The organism is Bacillus sp. UNC41MFS5, assembly GCF_000686805.1.
The window spans coordinates 806332-827354 of sequence record NZ_KK366017.1; the positions used below are offsets into that span (position 1 = coordinate 806332).

Here is a 21023-nt window from a genome sequence, read left to right on the forward strand (position 1 = left end):
CAATTGAAACGTAAAGAGATGATTAGAACTAAAGATGTAGTATTCTGGGATGACTCAAATTTGAGTAAGCCCTTAATTTATGCGGGGGATTCAAAATGGTCATAAACTAATAAAACTGTGATTTTATCAATAAACTTTATTAATACCTAAAATAATAGGATGTCTTTTAATCTAACAGTTAATTGATGTAAGATAACAAGTATATAGTAAAAAGAGAGGCAGAGAATTTGGAGAAATGAAAATTGAAAAGTATTGAATGGTTAAATAAGATAGGAACGAGAAGGAACTACTCTGGTTTTTAATAGAGACCAATATCATAAAGAAAAATACCTTTAAGGTAAAGGATTTGGATGTTTTTTGTTAGAGGAGGGTGAATACCATAAGTATTTTAAGTATAAGATTTAAAAACGTAAAGAGTTTAGGTAATACTTATATTGATTTAAGAAATATAAATATTTTGATTGGCAAAAATGGAGTAGGAAAGACGAATATTCAAAAATATCTATACTATTTTTATGAAAATCTAATGGAAAATAAGTTAGACACAGATATATTTGACAAGGAAAATCCTTACAATAACCATGCGGAAATAAGTATAAAGTTTGATTTGAAAGACTTTTTAGAAATTGGTAAGAGCCAGCCAGAAAATCAGTTTTTTGAAAAGATTAGTAAACTTCAAGAAAGAGGTTCCACTTTAAACTTAACATTTAAACAGTATAAAAATAATACTGTATCTTGGAGTCATGATTACCAAGAAAGAAAGTTAATAAAGTATTTATTTCCTATTTATTATATAGATGTAAGGAATATTGATTTATACGATTGGGATAATGTCTGGAATTTAATTGGTGATTTGGGTCAAAGAAGGAGTGAAAAAGAGGAAGAGTTCTCAAAGGAATTAGATAAAATTTTAAAGGATATCTATGGAGTAAAGTATTTTGAATATCTTGTTGAATTGAAATCTGAAATTGAGGGGTTAGAATATAATGTACAGCCTTTTAGTAACAGTGATAAATTCAAAGAAATTTATAAGTTAAAATTTGGAGGGGAGAAATTCAAATTTAAGAAAAATAATCTAGATTTTTACTCTAAAGGTTATAATTCTTATAATTATTTAAGAATATTCTATACAATTTTAGATAAACTGCATAAAAGTAAGGTGAAAAATCCTATTGTTATTATAGATGAACCAGAAATAGGATTGCACCCAACTTTAATTGATGACCTTTATAAGTTTATATATTCACAAAATGAACTAATACAAACTATATTTGCTACACATTCACCAAGAATTGTTAAAAATGCATTGGTATTTGGTGGTGTAAATATATTCCAGATATATGAGAGTAAACTCAAAACTAATGTTAAAAAAGTAAAAAACCTAGAAAATAAAAAAAGTGATAAAGTTATTAGTGATAAAGAAGCTAGTTATTTTTTTTCAAATGGAATATTATTTGTCGAAGGGGTTACTGAATATGAGATATTTAATAACCCTACTCTAAAGGAACTTTATCCAGTATTATCTGAGATTGAAATCTTCACCTATAATTCCAATAATATATCTTTAGATGTTTCTCACCCATTCCAACGTAATTTAGATATTCCATATTTACTTTTGCTAGATATGGATAAAATAGTGAAATATGATAATGGAAAGAAAAAGTTTAATATTTCTGGAGATAACTATAACCCTTTAAAAAACCAAGAAATAATAAAACGTGAAAAATATGGATATGGAAAGAGAAGAAAATTGCTAAATTTGAGGAAAAGGATTGTAGGTATTTCAAATAAGATTGAATTTAATTATGACAAAGACTATTTAATATTTGGAGACGAATTATTTTATACCTTCCGAGTACTTATAAAAGCTTATTGTAAATATTATAATGTCTATCCTGTTCATACAACAATTGAAGGTACCATAGTAAATAAGTCAAGCTATGAATATTTCTATGATTGGTTAATAGATGATAACACAAGGTATTCTGATAAGGATAATTTAGAAATTGCTTATAATAAAAGTGAAAATGTATCATATAAAATAAATATTTTAAAAACGGTAATTGAAGGGAACCTGGAACCACTATTTAAATTAAGTGAAAATAAAATGTCAGAATGCACTATCTCGGAAATAAAAGAAGGATATGAGATTGCTTATGAGTTAAAAAAGTTTAAAAAAGGTTCAGGTTGGATTTCAGAGTTTTTCAATTATATTTTTGATAGATTTGAAACAGAAAACCAAAAATTAAAATTTAATAGTCTTTTTCCAGAATTAGCTGATATAATTAAAAAGTTAGAAGTAATAATGAGGTAAGTAGTAAAGAAGTTATAATTACATATAATTTCTCCTTGTTGCAATCGTCTAGAGTCTGAAAAACTTAAGATGATAATATAAAAGCCAAGGGATTAAGGTTGCTTTTTGCTCCAGCGTATTCTCGCTGTCACTTTGCTGCAGCTGCATCGCTTTCAGGAAGTACTTACTTCATTATTATTATTATTATTATAAAGGGGGAGATTCTATCAAATCACCCATTTATAGCAAGGATTATTTCCAAGGGAAAATTTTAGGAATGGATATTCTTGATGAGGTTCCCACGATAGAAGATATCAATGAATACTATGATACATTTAATATTCAAGTTAACAAAAAGCAAAGAACAATTAATGCAGTAAAGCAGGGTAGTTTGTTACGAAAATTACAAGAAAAGCTTCTAGTGAATTTTTTAGAAAATATACCTTTATCGGACTGCGTTTGTGGGTTTGTAAAAGGGAAAAACTACTTGGATTTCCTAATTCCTCATTGTGAAAAAAAATATTTCTTAAGAATTGATATAAAAGACTTTTTTAACTCGTTAAAAGTTAATTTAGTTCGAGATACTCTATCTGAATATATTGATATTAAAATCCCTGACGAAAAGGAAAATGTTATCGATGAAATTATTACCATAACTACACTAAATGGTAGTCTCCCTCAAGGAGCGGTTACTTCTCCGCAACTATCAAATATACTCATGAGAAGAATAGACATTAGAATTAGAAAGTATTGTGAAAAGTTTAAAGTAGAATATTCAAGATATGCTGATGATATGTTGTTTTCTTCGGAGACTTCCGAGATTCATAAATCATTCTTTATTGGTAAATTAAAAGAGATTCTAAAGGATATAAATTTGAGAATTAATTCGAAAAAAGTAATTAAAACTAATGAAAAGATTATCTTGAATGGATATGTTGTATCAAATAATATCTCATTAACAAGAAAAAAACTAAAAAAATTGAATACACTTCTTTATACGTTTGAATATAATGGCTCGATTAAAAAGTATCCTCAAACATTTACAGAGTATATTAGGAGGTTACAATCAGTTAATCCCATTTTGATAGATTTGTCCAAGGGTGATGACTGGTCTAAGGTTCAAATAATAAATTACCTTGCTGGATACAGAGCCTTTCTATTATCTTTTAATGCATTATCAATAAAAGATTATACCTGTGATTTTTCTAATAGAATAAAAAGAACAGAAAAAATGTTAGAAAGATTATCAGATATCAAATAACAATTAGAGGATTTATTTAGATTAACTCAACTGCACCCCAAATTTTAGACACAGTCTAGGATTTGGAGGTGCTTTTCTTTTGGTTAAATATTCATCTGAAGATAAATAATGCTGTGTTTACCTTTTTATCTTCAAAAACCTAGTCGTCATATGGTATGATTTTCCTATAATGTTAACTAAATTTAACTTTATACAATGCATTAATAAGGATGATAGTAATGAATACATGGATATTTCAAGGTAATCCTAAATTTTTTGATATAAATAATTATGTTAAGAATCTTAGATACATTTGGTGGGCATTAAGACAAAAAGGTTACCGTGACGAAATAAAAATTAATGATGTGGTATTTATGTGGAGGTCAGATGGAGAAGAGAGGCGGACTGGAGGAATACTAGCAAAGACCCGAGTAATAGGGTTACCTCAGGAAAGACCCAATGATGAAGATAACAAGTAATATTGGCGTACTGATGATTGGAAGAACCCCTACATCGGTATAAGATTAGAGGTTCTTGAGGTGAAATTGCAAGAAGGATTTATTCGAAGAATGTCGCTTCTTGAACATCCTGTTTTGAAAGAGTTACTTATCCTTAGACAAAGAACCAAAACAAATTTCTTATTGCCACCAGAACATGCAGCTGAACTTCAGAAGTTATGGGATTCCAGCGTTGGTAACATAGAAAGTGTACCGGATTCAAATGATTTTGAAAATCTTCTTGATAATGAAATAACTGATACGGAGAAAGAGCGGATTTTCAAGTCCAGAATAGGTCAGAGGTTGTTTAAAAAGAAACTCTTATCAGTTGAGAAGAAATGCAGATTATGTGGTGTTTCGGATGAAAGATTCCTTGTGGCAAGCCATATAAAGCCTTGGAGTCAATCTAATAGTCAAGAGAGGCTAGATGTTAATAATGGATTGCTATTATGTCCAAATCATGATGCCTTATTTGATAAGGGATTTATGAGTTTTGATGAAGATGGAAGAATATTGATTTCAGAGTGTCTGGATGAGAGAACTAGGATATTTCTAAATATCAATCAAACTATGAGGATTGGGATGAATGAAGGTCAGTAAGAGTATGTGAAATGGCATAGGGAGAACATTTTTAAGCAGTAATTAGTATTCTTAAAGCAAAAGAGGAAGTTCGAAAAGAAATTCCAGTCAATATAATAAGCCTCCTTTTTTGAACTTTAGAATCACAAATAAAATGGGGTCAAATACTTTTGGAAATTAAATGGTTTACTGCAAAGGAGTAATATTTTGAAAGAAATAGAGTTTATTCATCAGGAAAACAATAAGAATGTTGTTCTTTTTATTCACGGATTTCAAGGTAATTCTGATACATGGCGACATCATAATGGAGTCTATTTTCCTAAGTTACTTTTAAAAGAGGGAGTTATTGCGAAAAACTATGATATAGCCGTTATTTACTATTACACAAAACTTAGGGACTTTTATAAATTTAGAACTTTTAAAAATCTTACTAATAGATATTTATTAAGAAAGGATTCTTTGACACTAAAGATATTCGGGATTGAAGAGTTAGGGGATTCATTAAAAACTATTATTGACCTTAAATGTAATAGTTATAAAAATATAATAATCATTGCACATAGTATGGGGGGATTAGTAGCAAAATCTTATATTTTAGATTCCTTAAACCAGTCAGAACCAAAAGTTCAACTTTTTATATCTCTGGCAGTACCTCACGAGGGGACAGAATTAGCTACTTTAGGAAAGTTGATGTTTAGAAAACATGCCCAATTAGAAGATTTAAAACCAATTAGTAAGAGTATAAACAGACTTCGTAAAAACTGGATTAAAATTGATAAGGGATTACCAAGAACAGTGTATCTTTATGGTCGTGATGATGCAGTTGTAGACCCTGAAAGTGCTGTTGGAACAGAAAAGGGAGAACCATATAAACGAGGTTTTAGAACAGACCATTATTTAATTGCAAAACCTGAATCAACAGATAACCTAGTTTATGAAGAGGTTGTTAGACAACTAGTACAATTTACTGGTGAAGACAAAAGAAAGCCTATTTTAGCTATTGTTGAAAAAGTTAAAGAATTAGGTAATGAAATTTATGGAACAGTAGAAGGAAACAAAGTTTCAGAAGAGCTTTATGAATTATGTCGCAATAATGGAGAATATTTCCTTGTTGATGATATAGTAAGTTTGGTTGAGGGCGTTTATTCAAGAATAGGTATAAACGCTTTAGGAAATTTGTATAATAAGTATCCTGAATATATAAAGAGCATGAATTTACCTCATGTCTTTAAGCATGAAATCTATTTATCTTATTATTGTAAGTTAAGAGAAAAATATAAACATAAGGACATACTGTCATTACTAATGAATGCAGATGAAATCAATTGGGTAATTGATGGTGTAACTATTCCAACTGATGAAATAGATTTATTTGATAAATCAATTACTAGAGGACACTCAGTAATTGTAGAATATGCTTACTCCGTGAAAGAATAACGTTAATTTAAATTATTTAAAATGCGAATCATTGTCAACAAAAACGTAAAAGATAGTGTCAAAAAACGAACTAATCAGACAAGCGGATATAACACTTTTAAGATTTAATGCGAGCTTAAAGAATGGAGTATTTTGTAATTACGCCTTTTTTAAATTTATCATTTTAATTTAACTAATAAATAGCTAATAAAATTTTGATTTTATTGAAGTGACTATCTTTTGATTTCACGTCAAAAATAACGCTTTAATTGTGTGTTTTATTTAATCCAAATATAGTACATTTGCTACAAGATATTGGATTAATATCAAAAAGAGGGTGAGAAAAAGTATGAATAGTAAATATAGTTTTGCGAAGATTTTTGAAATTTCATTGTTAATAGTTGGGCTAATTGGATTATTATTAGCTATATTAAGCCCAATCACTTTTTATAATTTAAAAGAGAAGGCGAATCTTGAAGTTGAAGAAACTAGACCAGTCGGAGAAGTAAGTAAAGAAACTAAACCTGTTGTAGAAGTAAGTAAAGAAACAAATGAAATTGGAGAATTTCTTAACAATCTTGAGGACCTAGGACCTGTAGGAGATTTTATTGGAGGTTCTTCTGTAGCTTTTCTAACTTTTTCTAGTGTTATCTTTTTATTATTAACTATCTATTTACAACGTCAAGAACTTACAGAGACACGTAAAGAGTCAAGCCGTGCAAATGAGCAATATAAGTTAAGCAACGAAACAATGCAATTACAAAAATTTGAAACAACATTTTATAATCTTATTGATTTGCTTAACACTAACAAAGAAAATATAGTATTTTTTAATAAAAATAAAAATGAAAAATATTTAGGAATAGATGCTTTAAACGAATATCTTAAAGAAATTAGAAAGCGTCGAGTTCCTATTATATGGTCAATTGCAATTCAAAATTATATAGAAGGAAAAATCGTTACTAAAGATAAAGTAGAATTGGAAGAGTCACTTGAAAGGCTAGAAGAATTTATTAGTTACTTTAGAAAGACAAATGAAACCGCTAGAAAATTTGAAATGATGTCAATTGATGACAGAATTTCCAAACTTGAAAATTCTGAAATATACATCAATGATATCAGTGTAGATGAAGTTACAAATATAATTAACGGCTACAATGGAGAAAAAAAAGGATTAGTAAAGTTTCTTCAAGATAAGATAGATGAAAATAGGAAAATGCAAAAAGAAATTCAAAGACAACAGATAAAAAAAATAAATGAAGGAAATAATAATCCGCTAGACAGTTATATAACTACTCTTAAAATTATCTTAAAACATGTTGATGAATTCGATGAAAGTCAAAATAAAGATTTATACTATAATGTAATTTTATCTTGTATTTCTGAAATGGAACGGCAAGTATTAAATTGTTTTATTGAATATGGAAATTATGAAGAAAAATTAGAGTTCTTTAGATTAAAATAAATTATAATTCTAGAATAGTAGAGGGATATTAAGTAACAACACAGAAATCTTCTCAAAATTATGAGGTAGCAAATGCATTACGAGATGTTGGGATTACATATCAACAATATATAACTGGAATTAACATAAATTCTTATCTGAAAAATGGTAATATAGTAAGAAAAAATAGGTGTTTATTTTGACTTTTCACTCTTACTATTCGTAGGAAGCTTGGAATAAATTCCTCAAGCTAGCTGGATGTCTTTTTGGATGAATTTATGCCCATTCATAGTTTTGTTTTAGAGGACTGATGATATACCTCTGCTGTGGAGTTGGTCCGTTTGTGGGGCCAATTCAGAAACCACTCTCATTCACACATATATTCGGTAATTTTCCGACACGACTCAAAGAATTGCTGTGTTTTAGTACGGTAAAGTGGTAAAACATGTAGTAATTTACTGATGTTGTTCATTAATGATAATCGATAAAACGGCATTATCAAATTAAGAGATATTAAAGGACAAATATCGCTGCTTTTACATGTTGTTTTTGGTAATCAATGTAAATCTAGAGCGTGCCTTAAGTTTACACCCGATAAGCATCACTATATTGTAAATCTGAAATTGATATTCAAGTTTATTTACAAAATGTAAATAAAGTTCTTGAATCTAATTTTACGATATGCTATCTTTGATTCATCATATAAGTACAGAAGGAACGATGAATATGAACATAGCATATATCAGAGTATCTACAGTTGAACAGAATGAAGCAAGACAAGTCGAAGCAATGAAGCAGTACAAAATAGATAAGGTGTATCAAGAAAAAGTATCAGCTAAGAATACAGACAGACCAAAGCTACAAGAGATGTTAGACTTTGCAAGAGAAGGAGATACACTCTATGTTGCAGACTTCTCAAGATTAGCACGCTCCACAAAAGACCTGTTAGAACTAGTCGAACTATTAAAATCAAAAGGAGTTCAACTGGTATCAATTAAAGAGAATATCGACACTTCAACGGCAACAGGCAGACTAATGTTAAAGATGATTAGTGCTATTAACGATTTTGAACGTGAAAATATGCTCGAAAGACAGCGTGAAGGCATTGCGATAGCTAAAGCAGAAGGAAAGTACAAAGGACGAAAGGAAGTAGCAATCCAAGATTTCGAAAAGCATTATCAACGATATATGAATCGTGAAGTATCAAAGTCTCAGTTAGCAAAGGAACTAGCGGTGTCGAGACCAACCCTTGATAAGTTAATCAAAGAGCATCAACAAATGAGGTAATATGGACTCCAAAGGGGGTCTCTTTTTTTATGTTGATGATATGGGGGCGTATTTCCACATTATTAGTAGGGTTATAAGCAGGATAACCCCCATAGTTGATTCATTCACACGTCATAATTTTTATCACACTTATTCAAAAAAGGTTTTGCACATGTAACAGGTGAATGTAAGAATAAAAACAAATATCATAGTACAATTTATTTTTTTATAGTCGAGTGATGCCAATTTCATTATATTTTTAGATAGTATCAAGATTCTTTTAAGAAGGAAAAATCTATGGAAATGAGGATGAAATAAATAACATTAAATAAAAGTGGAAAGTACAAGGGGTATTTTTTGCTTATTTGAATATTGTGGTGTAAGTGGAGATATACAATAGAAGGTAAAAAAATAAAAGTCAATTTGATATAATTTAACATGAATTTTATAAAGGGGAGTTATATTTATGATTTACGTTACAAGTTTTTTCTCAAAAAGAAATAAAAAAGGTTTTCATTTAATACCAGACAATTGGGACGATTATAATTATTCAACACTGTTTCATGTTGAATATATTGATGATGATAAAACCCATAAAATCGGACCAGTGAAAATAGGCTTCAAAGGTCAAGGTGGAGGGAGAACTAAATTAGATTCAGCTTTTGAAGAATTGCCAGAGGGATACTTTTCAGTAGGACAAAATTTAACTTACTATAGCCGAATAAAAAAATTAAATGATGATGATTTGAGAATAGATTTTCTCAATGGTATAAAAGACGTAGCATATAATCGAGATATATATGAACTATATAAGGATGAAGATGTTTTTAAAACTTCTTTAATGAGAGATATAAATAATTATAACTTAGAAAATCAATTTAGAAGAATCGCACTTGGTGGAGCAATTTTAACTGATTATAAATTCACATATCCTATAGATAAAGAAAACCTTCCTAAAGCTATATTTGATTTTGAAGTAATACCTTATAAACAGCCTCCTACAAATTTACATACAATTATTGGTACAAATGGGGCTGGTAAAACAACAGCTTTAAATGGAATTATTAATGAATACTTTGATGGAGATTTAAAAGATAGTTTTGCTAATTTAATATTTATTTCATTTAGTGTATTTGATAAAAATCCTAAATATGAAGTAGATAATACAGAACAAAAATATTATTATGTGGGAGTAAAAACAAATAAATCAAAATCTAAAAGTGATGGAGAGTTAAGGGCTGAATTTTATAATTCCATATATAATATTTTGTTTAAAAAGCGACATTATTATCTACAAAGAATGTTTGAAATATTAGATTACTCGGATTTTAATTTTAGAAACTTAAAATTACTTAGAATATTAGAGGAATATATTAAATCAGAAAAAAACGACAGTAATATTATAAGCTTTAGTGAAATGATAGCGAGTAAATTTAGCGATTTAAGTTCTGGTCATCAAATTATTCTTTTATCAATTTCTAAAATAGTTGAATTGTTAGTTGAACAAACCCTGGTTTTAATTGATGAACCTGAGACACACTTACACCCACCACTTCTAGCAGCTTACATTAGAGGACTTTCAGAAATTTTAACTGCAGAAAATGGCGTAGCTATATTGGCTACTCACTCGCCAGTTGTTTTACAAGAAATTCCAAAATCTTGTGTATCCATTATCAGAAAGTATGGTGAAAAGGTAAAAATTGAAAGACCGAGAATCGAAACGTTTGGTGAAAACACGGGAATTTTAACAGAAGAAGTTTTTGGTTTAGAAGTTAAAAATTCAGGTTTTCATAGACTATTAAAGGAAGCGGTAGAAGAATATCAGGATTATCATAAGGTTTTAGAAGTATTTAATAATGAACTAAGTATTGATGCAAAATCTATTGTAAGAACATATATTAATGAATTAGAGGATGGTCTTGAAAATGTATAAATTACAATTGCCTGACTATCAATTAAATGATTTTTTCGATGGAATTCTAGAAGACCGACAGGGAGCAGCTTCTAATTTTCTCCTTGGAAGATTGAAAGCAATAAAACCTTTTCTTCTGAATAAAGAAGTTTTATATAGAAATCTAATGTTTTCTGAAGAAGGAAATAAGATATTTAATATGGAAGAAAATAAATTTATTGAAATTCCAAAGGATTTTAAGTTAGGGCAGTTCTTAAATTTTTCAAATAGTATTACAAAAAATGATTTAATTGAAAAGTTAAAAGAATATGGATTGGAGCGTTTATTTGAAAATATTACGAGCATGAGACTTTCAGATGTGAAAAATGTTCTTAATCAAATTAGTCTTGAAGAAGCATTGCATATAATTGATGAAACTAATACGTTATTTCAATTTATGAGTTACGTTGATTCGACTACTATGAAAAAAGCTTATGAAAATTATATTGTAGAATCTGAAGATTCGGGTAAAAAAGGTCGAGATATTTATGAACATATACTTCTCCTCGCTGATGATGGAATATGTCCATACTGTATGTATGGGGATGTGAGTACAGTTGACCACTATTTACCTAAAGCTCATTTTATTGAATATGCCATAACACCCTTAAATTTATTACCGTCATGTTATGAGTGTAATACAAAAAAAAATGATTTAAGAAAACTAGAAGAAAATAAAATGTTTATCAATCCATATTGTGACGACTTAACACAAATAAGATGGGTAGAATGTAAATTAGTTGATAAAGTATGGCCGCTTACTTTCGAATTTAATGTTAAAAAAGATATGGAAAGTGCGATTCTAAAAGAAAGATTACTTGAACAATTTGAAACTCTATCACTAGGAAAATTATATGCTACAAAAGCAGGAAGATATTTTAGAGTTAGAGCAAAAAAAATTGTAGAAAATTATGAATCTGGGGGAATAGAATCGATTATTGAAGCTTTAGAAGATGATAAGGTATCAGCAGAATTTTATAATCTTAACTCATTAGAAGCTAAGGTTTATGAAGCTTTATTAAATTCAGAATGGTTTATAAATGAAGGAATAAAAGAAGTGAAAGAATTTTATTTGAAAAATTAATTTTTAGGAATCGTGAGTATATTAATGCTATTATTTCCTAAATAAAGTCTCCGAACCAACTGTGTAAATATGTAATATTCCTTAGTTGGGTTAATCAATAAATGAGCATGTGGCAGAAAATCTACGCAGTTTTTTTGCAGTAAGGGTTGTGTCGGCAGCATAATGCTAAGCGTAATCTAAAAAGATAAACTACAAGTGTAATAACTAAAGTTTCAAAGTTTCTGGACGTACCTCAGCTGGACCAATGTAGAAATAATATGACTAAAGCTACACTCTATCGGAAGGTTAAGGAATATGAACTAAAGAGACTCCCGAACTGAGGAGTCTCTTTCTTTTGCAATTGATACGGGGGTATATTTCCACATTTTCACTGGGTTCATGGGTTGGAGATGGGGTAGGTTGCCTTATCCACACGAAACGAAATAAGATTGTTACTTGCGGCAAGACTTTAACCCCCTGTAATATGAAATTAAGATTTGTAATCGAAAAAAGAGTGGAATGGGATATAATATTGCGACTTGATAATTATTTTCATGATTATAAAGATAAAAGTGAATCCAACAGAACTTTAGAAGTTCTGGAGTTATTCCTTAATAACCATACAATCATGGAAAACTATAGTAGTGTATACAATAGTATATCATTTAAATTTTTGAATAACGCACCTATAAAGCGAGAAGCAAAGATACTTATGCCTTATGGGATTCATCCTGAGGTGGAGATTCTCTCCCATTTTGAAGATAATAGGAAATTATCTGTAGAGACATTTCATCTTGCACTTGGATTATTACAAGAAGCAATTCCTCGTATACCACATGCCCCTGCTAAAAAAGAATTTGATTTTGATGTTGAAGGACTTTTGAGAGATATTAGTACGGCTGCTAAAGATGCCCCACACTCCAAAGAAGAACTCAAACATTTGGAGTATAACAAGCACCAGATAACCATACGAAATCGTATGAATCACAAATTGAGGATAATTCAAAATTTTAGGGAGAATCCAAGACCTTTAGATACAAGACTTATAGGAGTTCGTATCTTTAACAATTTTCGATTTCATGATGATGATGTTTATTTCTATCAGAATATGTATGAAACCATCTTTTCTGATGTTCTACGCAGGTACGATATTCGTTTACCTAGCTATCGAGAAATTTATTTCGATTTAGTAAATTCTTTAGAGGAAGCCACTGAGATTAGCACTAGTAAGGAAGAATGGTTTCAGTACACCCATGCAATATTAGATTACCCACGATTTAAACAATCATCACAAGCAACGAAAGAACAATTATTATTAGATAGTTTAATTGAAGGATTAAGATATATTACAGATTTCGACCACTTAGAAAAGGACAAAATTGAAAGTGCAATTAAGTATATCCAAAAGCATAAACTGCAAACACCACTTATTTATGCCGTTAAAGAAAATGAAGAATACGAGGTGAAAATTCAATATAAAGTAACAAGAGAAAATATCATCGGGAACTATGTAAAAGCCAGTTATATTTTACAAATTTTCCAAAAGGCAGCAGGAGAAGAACGTGTGATTCCACTAGGGGTATTCGAAACATTTAATGTGCCTTATGTTTTGGGAACTATTCATCTTACTAAGAAACAAGTCACAATCAAGGGGAGAACAGGATTAAGAGCAGAAATCTATCGTTCAAGCGAAAAAGCACCTAGTGAGTACAAATTTCAGTTTCAAGAACTGTTCTTTACCAAGTGAGAAGGTGATATCATTGACAAACCATATACAAGCAATTAATAAGCTAAACATTGGCCATATAGCAGGAAACCATGATACACGTAATATCTGCATAGATTTCAATGGTAATCTTATTTTGCTAACTTCGATTAAAAAAAGTGGGAAATACCATCATTCGATTTTTCATGTTACAGAATGGGGAGTACAGAAAATTATGCTTCCCTCTGTAAAAGAACAATTTCATTATACCCAGCCATTAGAGAACAATTGGCTATTTGTAAATGCTCGTGTAAAGAATGATAAGACACATAATGCCTTTGTTTTCGATGAAAATCAGAATATGATTTCTTCCTTTCATATGGGTGATGGAATAGAAGATGTACAAACGACTAAGAATACTGAAATTTGGACTAGTTATTTCGATGAAGGAGTATTTGGAGATACCATCGGGGCAAGCGGGTTACTTTGCTTTGATAAAGATGGGGTAAAACTATTTGATTTTGTAAGATTTGTACAAACTCCTAGCAATAATGAAATTCCTTTCATCGATGACTGTTATGGTTTGAATGTCTACTCAAATCAATCTATATATTTGTATTACTATTCGGACTTCCCTCTATTAGCATTACATAATAAGACTGATTATGAGTTATTTAACCACGAACCGTTGAAAGAATCGCCGATTGTAGGGAGCAAAGCCTTTTCAATTTGGAAAGGTCATATCCTTTTTGGACATGGATACAATGGTAAAGGGAAACTGCATCTATATTCATTAAACAAAAAAACAACCCAAAGCTATCTTCCTGTGAATGAAGAAAATGACATCATTAAGTATGATTATGCAGTAGGACGGAAGAACAATCTGTTTTTAGTTTGTAAAAATGATGTTTATCATGTTGATATCCGAGACATTATTGAGTAGGTTTATCTCACCCAAAACAGTTTGAAATAGAGGTTTGTAGAAATGAGAGTACTGACTTATGCTTCACAGAGTAATCAATTAGAGTATTAACCATTGACGTTATGATTAACTAATAACTATAATAAATCTGTAATGGTTGAACGAAAACTGTATCAGTAGTTATAGGAAATCTGTTTTGGTGGGTTAGAAAATGTTGATATAACTGCATTTTGAAACTGCGAATGGGGTACTGGTGTCCTCCACAGTCTTCAAAACTGCTTGAGACCTGCGTGCCAGGTCTGGTGGGTTCGATTCCCACGCAGTCCCGCCAACCTTGATATATATGGGTCTTTGAGGACATATGTGAAGTTATAAGAGGAATTCTATTTTTAGAAAAAAGTGAAAAAAACGCCTTGTGGTCACACTTTGGTCACAACGAATTAAATAGAAAATTTTATTTTATTAGTTGCTCTAATAACTGAGCAGCTTCTTTTTACATATTCGGTAAAACATGAGTATATGTGTCCATTGTAATTCCAATAGTTGAATGACCTAATCTTTCAGAAACTACTTTAGGATGTACCCCTTGTTTTAATAATAAAGTAGCGTGAGTGTGTCTTAAATCATGAAACCTCATATAGGGTAATCCACTTATGTCTACCATCTTACGATAATTCCTTGCCATTTCGGTTGGTTGAATTGGTTTGCCATTTCTTTGGGCAAACACTAAATCCAGATCTTGGTACCCCTGTCCTAAAAAAAGCTTATTTTCTAATTGTTGCTTATAAATTTTTTTAAATTCCTTTGTTTGAGAAGAGGTTATAGTGATTGATCTACTTTTCCCTGATTTAGGTTCCTAAAATGTTAATCCTTCCTTTTTTACTTCCTGTAAAGATTGTCGAACATAAATTATATTATTTTCAAAATCAATATCCTGCCACCGTAACCCTAAGAGCTCACCACGACGCATTCCAGTATTAATGGCAGTTAAATAAATTGGGAAATAAGTAGAATCTTTACTAACATCCAAGAAGGTTTTTACCTGTTCATTAGTGTTAAAGAATTAAATTTCATAAATGAATATGTTTGGAAGAAATCAAAGACTAGTCCGAATCGAAACTTTAAAGCTGAAGTCTTTATTAGTCACGGTCTTTATTTATGTGATATACATTTGGTAGTAAAGGATAGGAGTAGTAAAGAAATAATAAAAAAACTAGTGGTATCCACTAAACCTGACGAGTTAATATTTTACCATTATCTTGGTGAATTAAAGTGGTTATCAAATTATGAAGTTGCTTTATTTAATAGACCTAATTCAAAATATGTTTCCGTTCATTTGAAAGAAGTCTTGTTGAACTAACGGGTGCGTTAGTGAAAGAAGAATTAATTTATTTTAACAATGGGATCATATTTTAGGTATGCCAGAAAAGGACGTTGTAGAGGTCCAAGGAAAATAATGAGAAAATTCCCGATTTTCTTGGTTCACGGTCAATCTCCTTTTTTAATGAAAATGTTACCATATTGTTCCTGTCAATTAACTTTACTGTAAACAAGCAATGATATATTTATTACGGTCCTAGATGGATCAATCTCCTAACGATGACAAAATCGCATGCCACCTAGCAAAAAACCCGGTTTGAAACACCGGGCTTTTTGACGCTAGCTCTTGAACTTTCATAGATATTCACCACCTAAAATATTTTCCTACCGCAAGTTTGCAAAGTCATATTTAAGGAGGTGCTATCACTTTCCGTTAAATATTTTCGATTACCCGAAGAATAATAAATATGAATTTATTTAATTTTTTGGAGGAGTGTTATACATGACTGATATGAAAATAAATGTGAACGCTGTTTGGAATGGTGGAGTGAACGGGAACGGAACGCTTAAAGCAGATTTCCTTGAAACAAAAATCGCTATACCTACATCCTTAGGAGGAAGCGGGGATGGAGCAAATCCAAAAGAGGTACTTGTTTCGTCTGTGACAACTTGTTATACAGCGACTCTTGTGTTTGTGCTCGAAAGTAGAAAGCTACCTGTAGTGGAACTTACGGTGGATTCTGGGGCAAACATTTCTGAAAATGAGTTTAAAATTACCCATCATCCACATATTGTTTTATCTTCTGATGCAACACAAGAACAGATAGAATCAGCACATAGAGCTGCAGAAGCGGCAGATAAGGGATGTGAAGTGGGAAATGTATTGAAAAAAGCAGATGTTAAAATTGAGGTTCAAGGAAAAGTTTCCACTAAGTAGTGTATTCACCCGAAAGTAGATAATTTGTAAGCGTAAAGGATAGCAAATTGCTATCCTTTTTTATTTCTTTTGCACGCTAATGATGATAAATGATTTAAATGAAGACCTAATGTTGGATATAAATTACAAGGATGGAAAGAATAAGAGGGGTAAGAAATATCGCTTGAATAGTAAGTTCTTCTACAAAAAATTACATTTAAATAGTTGTAGATTGTTGTGAGTGTGAGGTGGTTTGGGTGATCTTCAAACAAATGTTTATAAAGAATAAAGATGAGAAAAAAGCAAGTAGTTTCGAGAGTATTAACGAATTATTTACAAAAGTTCAAAAATCTCATGATTTTGGACAATTTTCACTTACAAATAAAAAAGGACACTTCATTCTTTCTTACTACAACACCCTTATCGATCGGATACAACTTCAGCGTAGAGTAATTACATATTTTCCAGGAGCCATCTTTTGATTTTTCTTATATAAAGAAAATTGATGATATTAAGCAGACTATCCCAATTGAGGATATTGTTATTACAGACAACATTGAAGCAATCCAAACAAAATTACTTAATGGGTATGCGATTCTGCAAATCAAGGAAAATGATAATAAGGTTGCATTAATTAATTTATCTAACGAAAAAGATGACATCTATTCAAAAATTGCATTCTATTTTCTTTATTGTTATATTCCGTTTTTGTTTGTGTTTATTTATATGAAGCAAAAGATAATGAAACAGCAAAACAATGTGGTTTCCCATAATTAGAAATGGATGTTTCTTCAATGTCTATGCTGATAAAATTTTTCTGCAGGGAAACTCTATAAACAAAGTAAACTTTTATCGGTTGGAGGCCGTTAGAATGAAGGTTTTATCAATGATTCAGCCTTGGGCAAGTCTTTTTGTCCTTCGTGAGGCCAAATATGAAACAAGGACATGGAGAACGAATTATCGAGGGCCATTGGCGATTCACACAAGTAAAAAAATAGATAAGGCTGTCTGCAACCATGTAGCAATCCAGGCGTTGCTTGGAAAGCATGGGTACACAAAAGAGAACCTTCCAACTGGCATGATCATTGCGGTATGCAGGCTGGAAAATTGTTTGATGGTGACTGAAAACAACCAGACGAGTACAATCCTGGAGGATGGAAGAATTGTATCAGGTAATGACTATTTTTTAGGTGACTTTCAAGTGGGAGGTTTTGCTTGGGAAGTTCAGGACATGCAGATACTGGATGAGTTTATTCCAGCGAAAGGAAAACTAGGACTATGGGAATATAATTTATAACAATTTTTAGATAAAACTTATCCGCAGAATAAATGACACGACTTAATTATTTGGGTGCCATTCAGTTTTTAGACCTTTTTTCACCACAACACGTATAGAACGGTTACATAAATTTCGTTAACATAAAAATACCATTTTTCCTGAATGAGAAAATGTATTTTCTTTAGTAGGAGTGATTAATTATTTTTTTCAATCCAATTATTACACCCGGTATCACAAATAACATTGGTAGCCATACTGGACCCCATAACTTTCCCAGAAATACAAAGTCAGGAGATAATATTAGCACCACCTTAACGAAATTCGCGGTGAAGACAAATGGAAGATATGCATAAGTAATACCATCCCTAACTGAATCATGACAGGCGTCCCACATAGTAAAGAAATAAAGACAAGCGAGCAAAGCCTGGTAACGCTATGCTCCATAGAATAGTTTCAATGACCTTCTCTTTATTCATAAGCTACACTTACTTTATATTTCTTAAACTTTCACGATCTTCAGCTAAAGGTGGTTGCTCCATCCAACCATATTTTATTAAAAGTTGAGCTCCGTCCTCCGCATACAGCCCTATCTCAGCCATGTGCTTTGTAAATTTCATGGCAAGGTCGCTTCTTTGAGAAATAGAAGCACCAGCTGCAAAATAACCAACTGCTGCGGAAACCAAAATAACAATATGATTTAACATTAATTTATCAGAATAAGGGGAAACAGTGGAATTTGTAACTTCAGATACCCATGAAGTAGGAGATGTCAATTCATCTTTAGCTAGAATAGCACTTAGTTCTCCGAATTGCTTTTCACAAAGTTTTTTTCCTTCTTGGAAATACTTTTGTACTTCTTTTGTTTGGCAACGATACCTAAGAATATAAGTTCTTAAACTATAAGAAAGATTGTGAATTAATGTACTTAAGCTACCATGAAAATTAACTTCTGTGACATCCGAAAAATGGCAATACTTAAATAGACGCAGCTCATTCATCTTTTTAAAAGGGGAGAGCGTCTGATCTTTGGTGGTTATATATTTGTTTAGTGGATTAGGAAGCCTCTGTTATTGTAACTGTATAACCTAAGTTTTCTAGTCTTCGAACCGAATGGCGTACAATTGAAACCTGTCTTTGTTTATCGAAGTAGTCTTCGCCTAAGTCTACATACATTTCTTTTCTAGTTAACAGGTAATATGCGATTCGCAATATCGCATGGGCAACTACTATAGCTGCTCTTTTCTTGCCTTTTCGTCCTGCTGTTCGACGATACAATGCACCAAGATAGTTTTTTGAGCCCCTGACTGATTGAGCTGCTTCAGTTAATGCTGATCTTAAATACTTATTTCCTTTTTTAGTTTTAGTTGATTTTCTTTTCCCAGCACTTTCATTATGTCCAGGTACTAGGGCTGCTCATGAACAAAGATGAGCCGCAGTTGGAAATTGTTTTTTAACATCAGTACCGATTTCAGCTAGGATTTGTTCAGCCATTCTTCTGGCGATTCCAGGAATCGAATCCAGTCTTTCAATATCTTCTTCATAAGAGCTAACTCGTTTGGCTATCTCTTGATCTAACATTTCAATTTGCTCAGTTAGGAAATCAATGTGAGTTAAAATCGTTTTGAGCATTAATCGTTGATGTGGGTTAACATAGCCCCGAAGTGCTAATTCAAGTTCTTCTTTTTTCTTTTTCATTGTACGACGAGCGAAGTTTGCTAGTTTCTCAGGATCATCCTCGCCATCGGCTATAGCTCGAAGCATATCCTTTGAGGAAACACCCATAATATCAGATACAACTGAACCGAGTTTGATATTAGCTCCTTCTAAAACTTTTTGAACCCGATTATGTTGTCTTGCACGTTCTTCTATAATACTACGGCGATAACGGACAAGTTCTCGAAGTTCCCTTTGAGTCCGATTTGGAATGAAACTAGTTTTGAGTAAACCATGGCGAAGAAGTTGTGCAATCCATTCGGCATCTTTAACGTCGGTCTTACGACCTGGGAGTGCTTTCATATGTTGGGCGTTCACAACTAAAAACTCAATTCCTTCAGATTCTAGTAGATTAACAATAGGTTTCCAATAAACACTTGTACTTTCCATTGCGACATGGGTGCATTGATTTTCCTTAACCCAGTCTATTAACTTGAGTAGAAAAACTGTTTTTGTAGAAAACGTTTGAATCTCCTTTCCATCAGGTGTCAAAATACACGCAGTGATATTATCCTTATGAACATCCATACCACATGCTCTTTCAATGATTACATCCATTGAAGTTCTTCCTTTCTAGGCTTGTAAGATTGGAGGCTGGTGCAACAATCAGAATAAGGATTAATCTACCATGAGTGCTTCCCGTAAGGGAGCGACAGTTTGTGATGCACCATGGTCGTTGGAGTCAGACTAACGGATGGGCTCTAACGCACCAAACTTAAACGACCTTCCTCTCCCAGCCTTAGAACAAGTATGGACGGATTCAATACATTTTCATTCTTTGTGGTGAAGAGCTTTTTTTTAGCGATTCATGGATGGCTAACGGGTAGCGTTAGTTGAAGAAGGATGGTCTACTGAACAAGAAAAAGCCCACTCAATTGAGAAGGGCTTTATACTTTATTACATCTAAATTGTCCTCAAGTGTCCTCCTATTTGTCCTCCGATGTTTTATATCATATTTAAAATATTTAAGTTAAATCTCCTGAAAATGTTGATCTAAAGCCTTTTTGAATATATTATTTCTTTCTATTTTATATGAAAATGAATGATCAACATTATGTAATTGGAATAGCATTTGTCATTTAAGAAGAAAGTGGTATCTGCTTGATATTCCTCTACCAAAGTTATGTACTGTTGAAGCCTTCTTATCTCAGCTTGCGTCTTGGAACAGTTATTAGTTTTGTTGCCATAAATTCACCTCCTTATTAGGGAATTTTCGACACGTTTCATTTTATTCCTTTCGACAACTTTATGAACGAAAAGCTCCTTTTAATTGATTTTCTCGAAAATTTCCATCAAGTATAAAATATATGCCAAAATACCTAGAGGAGTTATTTAGAAAAAATCGAATTAATTTAGTTGGAAAAAAATGATAGTTTCCAAGAAGAGACTATATTTTTAAAATACCTTAAGAGGGGGATT

General features: G+C 31.5%; 14 protein-coding genes, 1 tRNA gene and 2 pseudogenes. 14 read left to right on the plus strand and 3 right to left on the minus strand.

The window, feature by feature from the left end:
• Positions 1 to 370 precede the first annotated feature (370 nt).
• From BR30_RS0120350 to BR30_RS36850, 12 genes are all read left to right on the plus strand, one after another.
• Positions 371 to 2314, plus strand: coding sequence for a retron Eco8 family effector endonuclease (locus BR30_RS0120350; protein WP_026566613.1), 1944 nt, complete (start codon positions 371 to 373; stop codon positions 2312 to 2314).
• 256 nt (positions 2315 to 2570) lie between these two features.
• Positions 2571 to 3554 carry a reverse transcriptase family protein gene (locus BR30_RS34060; protein WP_051633691.1) on the plus strand — a complete coding sequence of 328 codons (984 nt, stop codon included), beginning with the start codon at positions 2571 to 2573 and terminating at the stop codon, positions 3552 to 3554.
• A gap of 218 nt (positions 3555 to 3772) precedes the next feature.
• Positions 3773 to 4012 (plus strand): EVE domain-containing protein, encoded by a 240-nt coding sequence (locus BR30_RS0120360; protein WP_026566614.1) that lies wholly within the window; start codon positions 3773 to 3775, stop codon positions 4010 to 4012.
• A gap of 60 nt (positions 4013 to 4072) precedes the next feature.
• On the plus strand, positions 4073 to 4630 hold the full coding sequence (locus tag BR30_RS38715) for an HNH endonuclease (protein ID WP_331280803.1): 558 nt from the start codon (positions 4073 to 4075) through the stop codon (positions 4628 to 4630).
• Positions 4631 to 4816: 186 nt separating this feature from the next.
• Positions 4817 to 6046 carry a PGAP1-like alpha/beta domain-containing protein gene (locus BR30_RS0120370; RefSeq protein ID WP_026566615.1) on the plus strand — a complete coding sequence of 410 codons (1230 nt, stop codon included), beginning with the start codon at positions 4817 to 4819 and terminating at the stop codon, positions 6044 to 6046.
• 328 nt (positions 6047 to 6374) lie between these two features.
• The gene (locus BR30_RS0120375; protein WP_026566616.1) at positions 6375 to 7490 is read left to right on the plus strand and encodes a hypothetical protein; all 1116 of its coding nucleotides are present in this window, start codon (positions 6375 to 6377) and stop codon (positions 7488 to 7490) included.
• 705 nt (positions 7491 to 8195) lie between these two features.
• Positions 8196 to 8756 carry a recombinase family protein gene (locus BR30_RS0120380; RefSeq protein ID WP_026566617.1) on the plus strand — a complete coding sequence of 187 codons (561 nt, stop codon included), beginning with the start codon at positions 8196 to 8198 and terminating at the stop codon, positions 8754 to 8756.
• A 445-nt stretch (positions 8757 to 9201) separates the two neighbouring features.
• Entirely contained in the window at positions 9202 to 10668 is a 1467-nt protein-coding gene (locus BR30_RS34070) for an AAA family ATPase (protein WP_051633692.1), read from the plus strand.
• Entirely contained in the window at positions 10661 to 11770 is a 1110-nt protein-coding gene (locus tag BR30_RS0120390; protein ID WP_026566618.1) for an HNH endonuclease, read from the plus strand. The genes BR30_RS34070 and BR30_RS0120390 overlap by 8 nt, the downstream gene beginning before the upstream one ends.
• Before the next feature lie 463 nt (positions 11771 to 12233).
• Positions 12234 to 13496 carry a hypothetical protein gene (locus tag BR30_RS0120395; protein WP_155928738.1) on the plus strand — a complete coding sequence of 421 codons (1263 nt, stop codon included), beginning with the start codon at positions 12234 to 12236 and terminating at the stop codon, positions 13494 to 13496.
• A 13-nt stretch (positions 13497 to 13509) separates the two neighbouring features.
• The gene (locus BR30_RS0120400) at positions 13510 to 14397 is read left to right on the plus strand and encodes a hypothetical protein (protein ID WP_026566620.1); all 888 of its coding nucleotides are present in this window, start codon (positions 13510 to 13512) and stop codon (positions 14395 to 14397) included.
• A gap of 217 nt (positions 14398 to 14614) precedes the next feature.
• Positions 14615 to 14707 (plus strand) — tRNA-Sec (locus BR30_RS36850).
• A gap of 162 nt (positions 14708 to 14869) precedes the next feature.
• Here the strand turns inward: BR30_RS36850 and BR30_RS38900 are convergent.
• Positions 14870 to 15406 (minus strand): annotated as a pseudogene (locus BR30_RS38900) (site-specific integrase).
• Positions 15407 to 16198: 792 nt separating this feature from the next.
• On the opposite strand from BR30_RS38900, the gene BR30_RS0120415 reads away from it, so the two are divergent.
• The gene (locus BR30_RS0120415; RefSeq protein ID WP_026566621.1) at positions 16199 to 16633 is read left to right on the plus strand and encodes an OsmC family protein; all 435 of its coding nucleotides are present in this window, start codon (positions 16199 to 16201) and stop codon (positions 16631 to 16633) included.
• A gap of 850 nt (positions 16634 to 17483) precedes the next feature.
• On the plus strand, positions 17484 to 17909 hold the full coding sequence (locus BR30_RS0120425) for an ASCH domain-containing protein (RefSeq protein WP_026566623.1): 426 nt from the start codon (positions 17484 to 17486) through the stop codon (positions 17907 to 17909).
• A gap of 467 nt (positions 17910 to 18376) precedes the next feature.
• Here the strand turns inward: BR30_RS0120425 and BR30_RS34080 are convergent, their stop codons facing one another.
• Positions 18377 to 18889, minus strand: coding sequence for a DUF3231 family protein (locus tag BR30_RS34080; protein WP_051633693.1), 513 nt, complete (start codon positions 18887 to 18889; stop codon positions 18377 to 18379).
• Between the two features lie 55 nt (positions 18890 to 18944).
• A pseudogene (locus BR30_RS34085) lies at positions 18945 to 20162 on the minus strand (IS110 family transposase).
• Between the last annotated feature and the right edge of the window lie 861 nt (positions 20163 to 21023).

Excerpts from the sequence above, each read along its gene's own strand:
- BR30_RS34060 (WP_051633691.1), top strand. The coding sequence starts at position 2,571 with ATGGATATTCTTGATGAGGTTCCCACGATAGAAGATATCAATGAATAC.
- BR30_RS0120395 (WP_155928738.1), top strand. The coding sequence starts at position 12,234 with ATGAAATTAAGATTTGTAATCGAAAAAAGAGTGGAATGGGATATAATA.
- BR30_RS0120375 (WP_026566616.1), top strand. The coding sequence starts at position 6,375 with ATGAATAGTAAATATAGTTTTGCGAAGATTTTTGAAATTTCATTGTTA.
- BR30_RS0120390 (WP_026566618.1), top strand. The coding sequence starts at position 10,661 with ATGTATAAATTACAATTGCCTGACTATCAATTAAATGATTTTTTCGAT.
- BR30_RS0120415 (WP_026566621.1), top strand. The coding sequence starts at position 16,199 with ATGACTGATATGAAAATAAATGTGAACGCTGTTTGGAATGGTGGAGTG.
- BR30_RS0120360 (WP_026566614.1), top strand. The coding sequence starts at position 3,773 with ATGAATACATGGATATTTCAAGGTAATCCTAAATTTTTTGATATAAAT.
- BR30_RS0120425 (WP_026566623.1), top strand. The coding sequence starts at position 17,484 with ATGAAGGTTTTATCAATGATTCAGCCTTGGGCAAGTCTTTTTGTCCTT.
- BR30_RS34080 (WP_051633693.1), bottom strand. The coding sequence starts at position 18,889 with ATGAATGAGCTGCGTCTATTTAAGTATTGCCATTTTTCGGATGTCACA.
- BR30_RS34070 (WP_051633692.1), top strand. The coding sequence starts at position 9,202 with ATGATTTACGTTACAAGTTTTTTCTCAAAAAGAAATAAAAAAGGTTTT.
- BR30_RS0120380 (WP_026566617.1), top strand. The coding sequence starts at position 8,196 with ATGAACATAGCATATATCAGAGTATCTACAGTTGAACAGAATGAAGCA.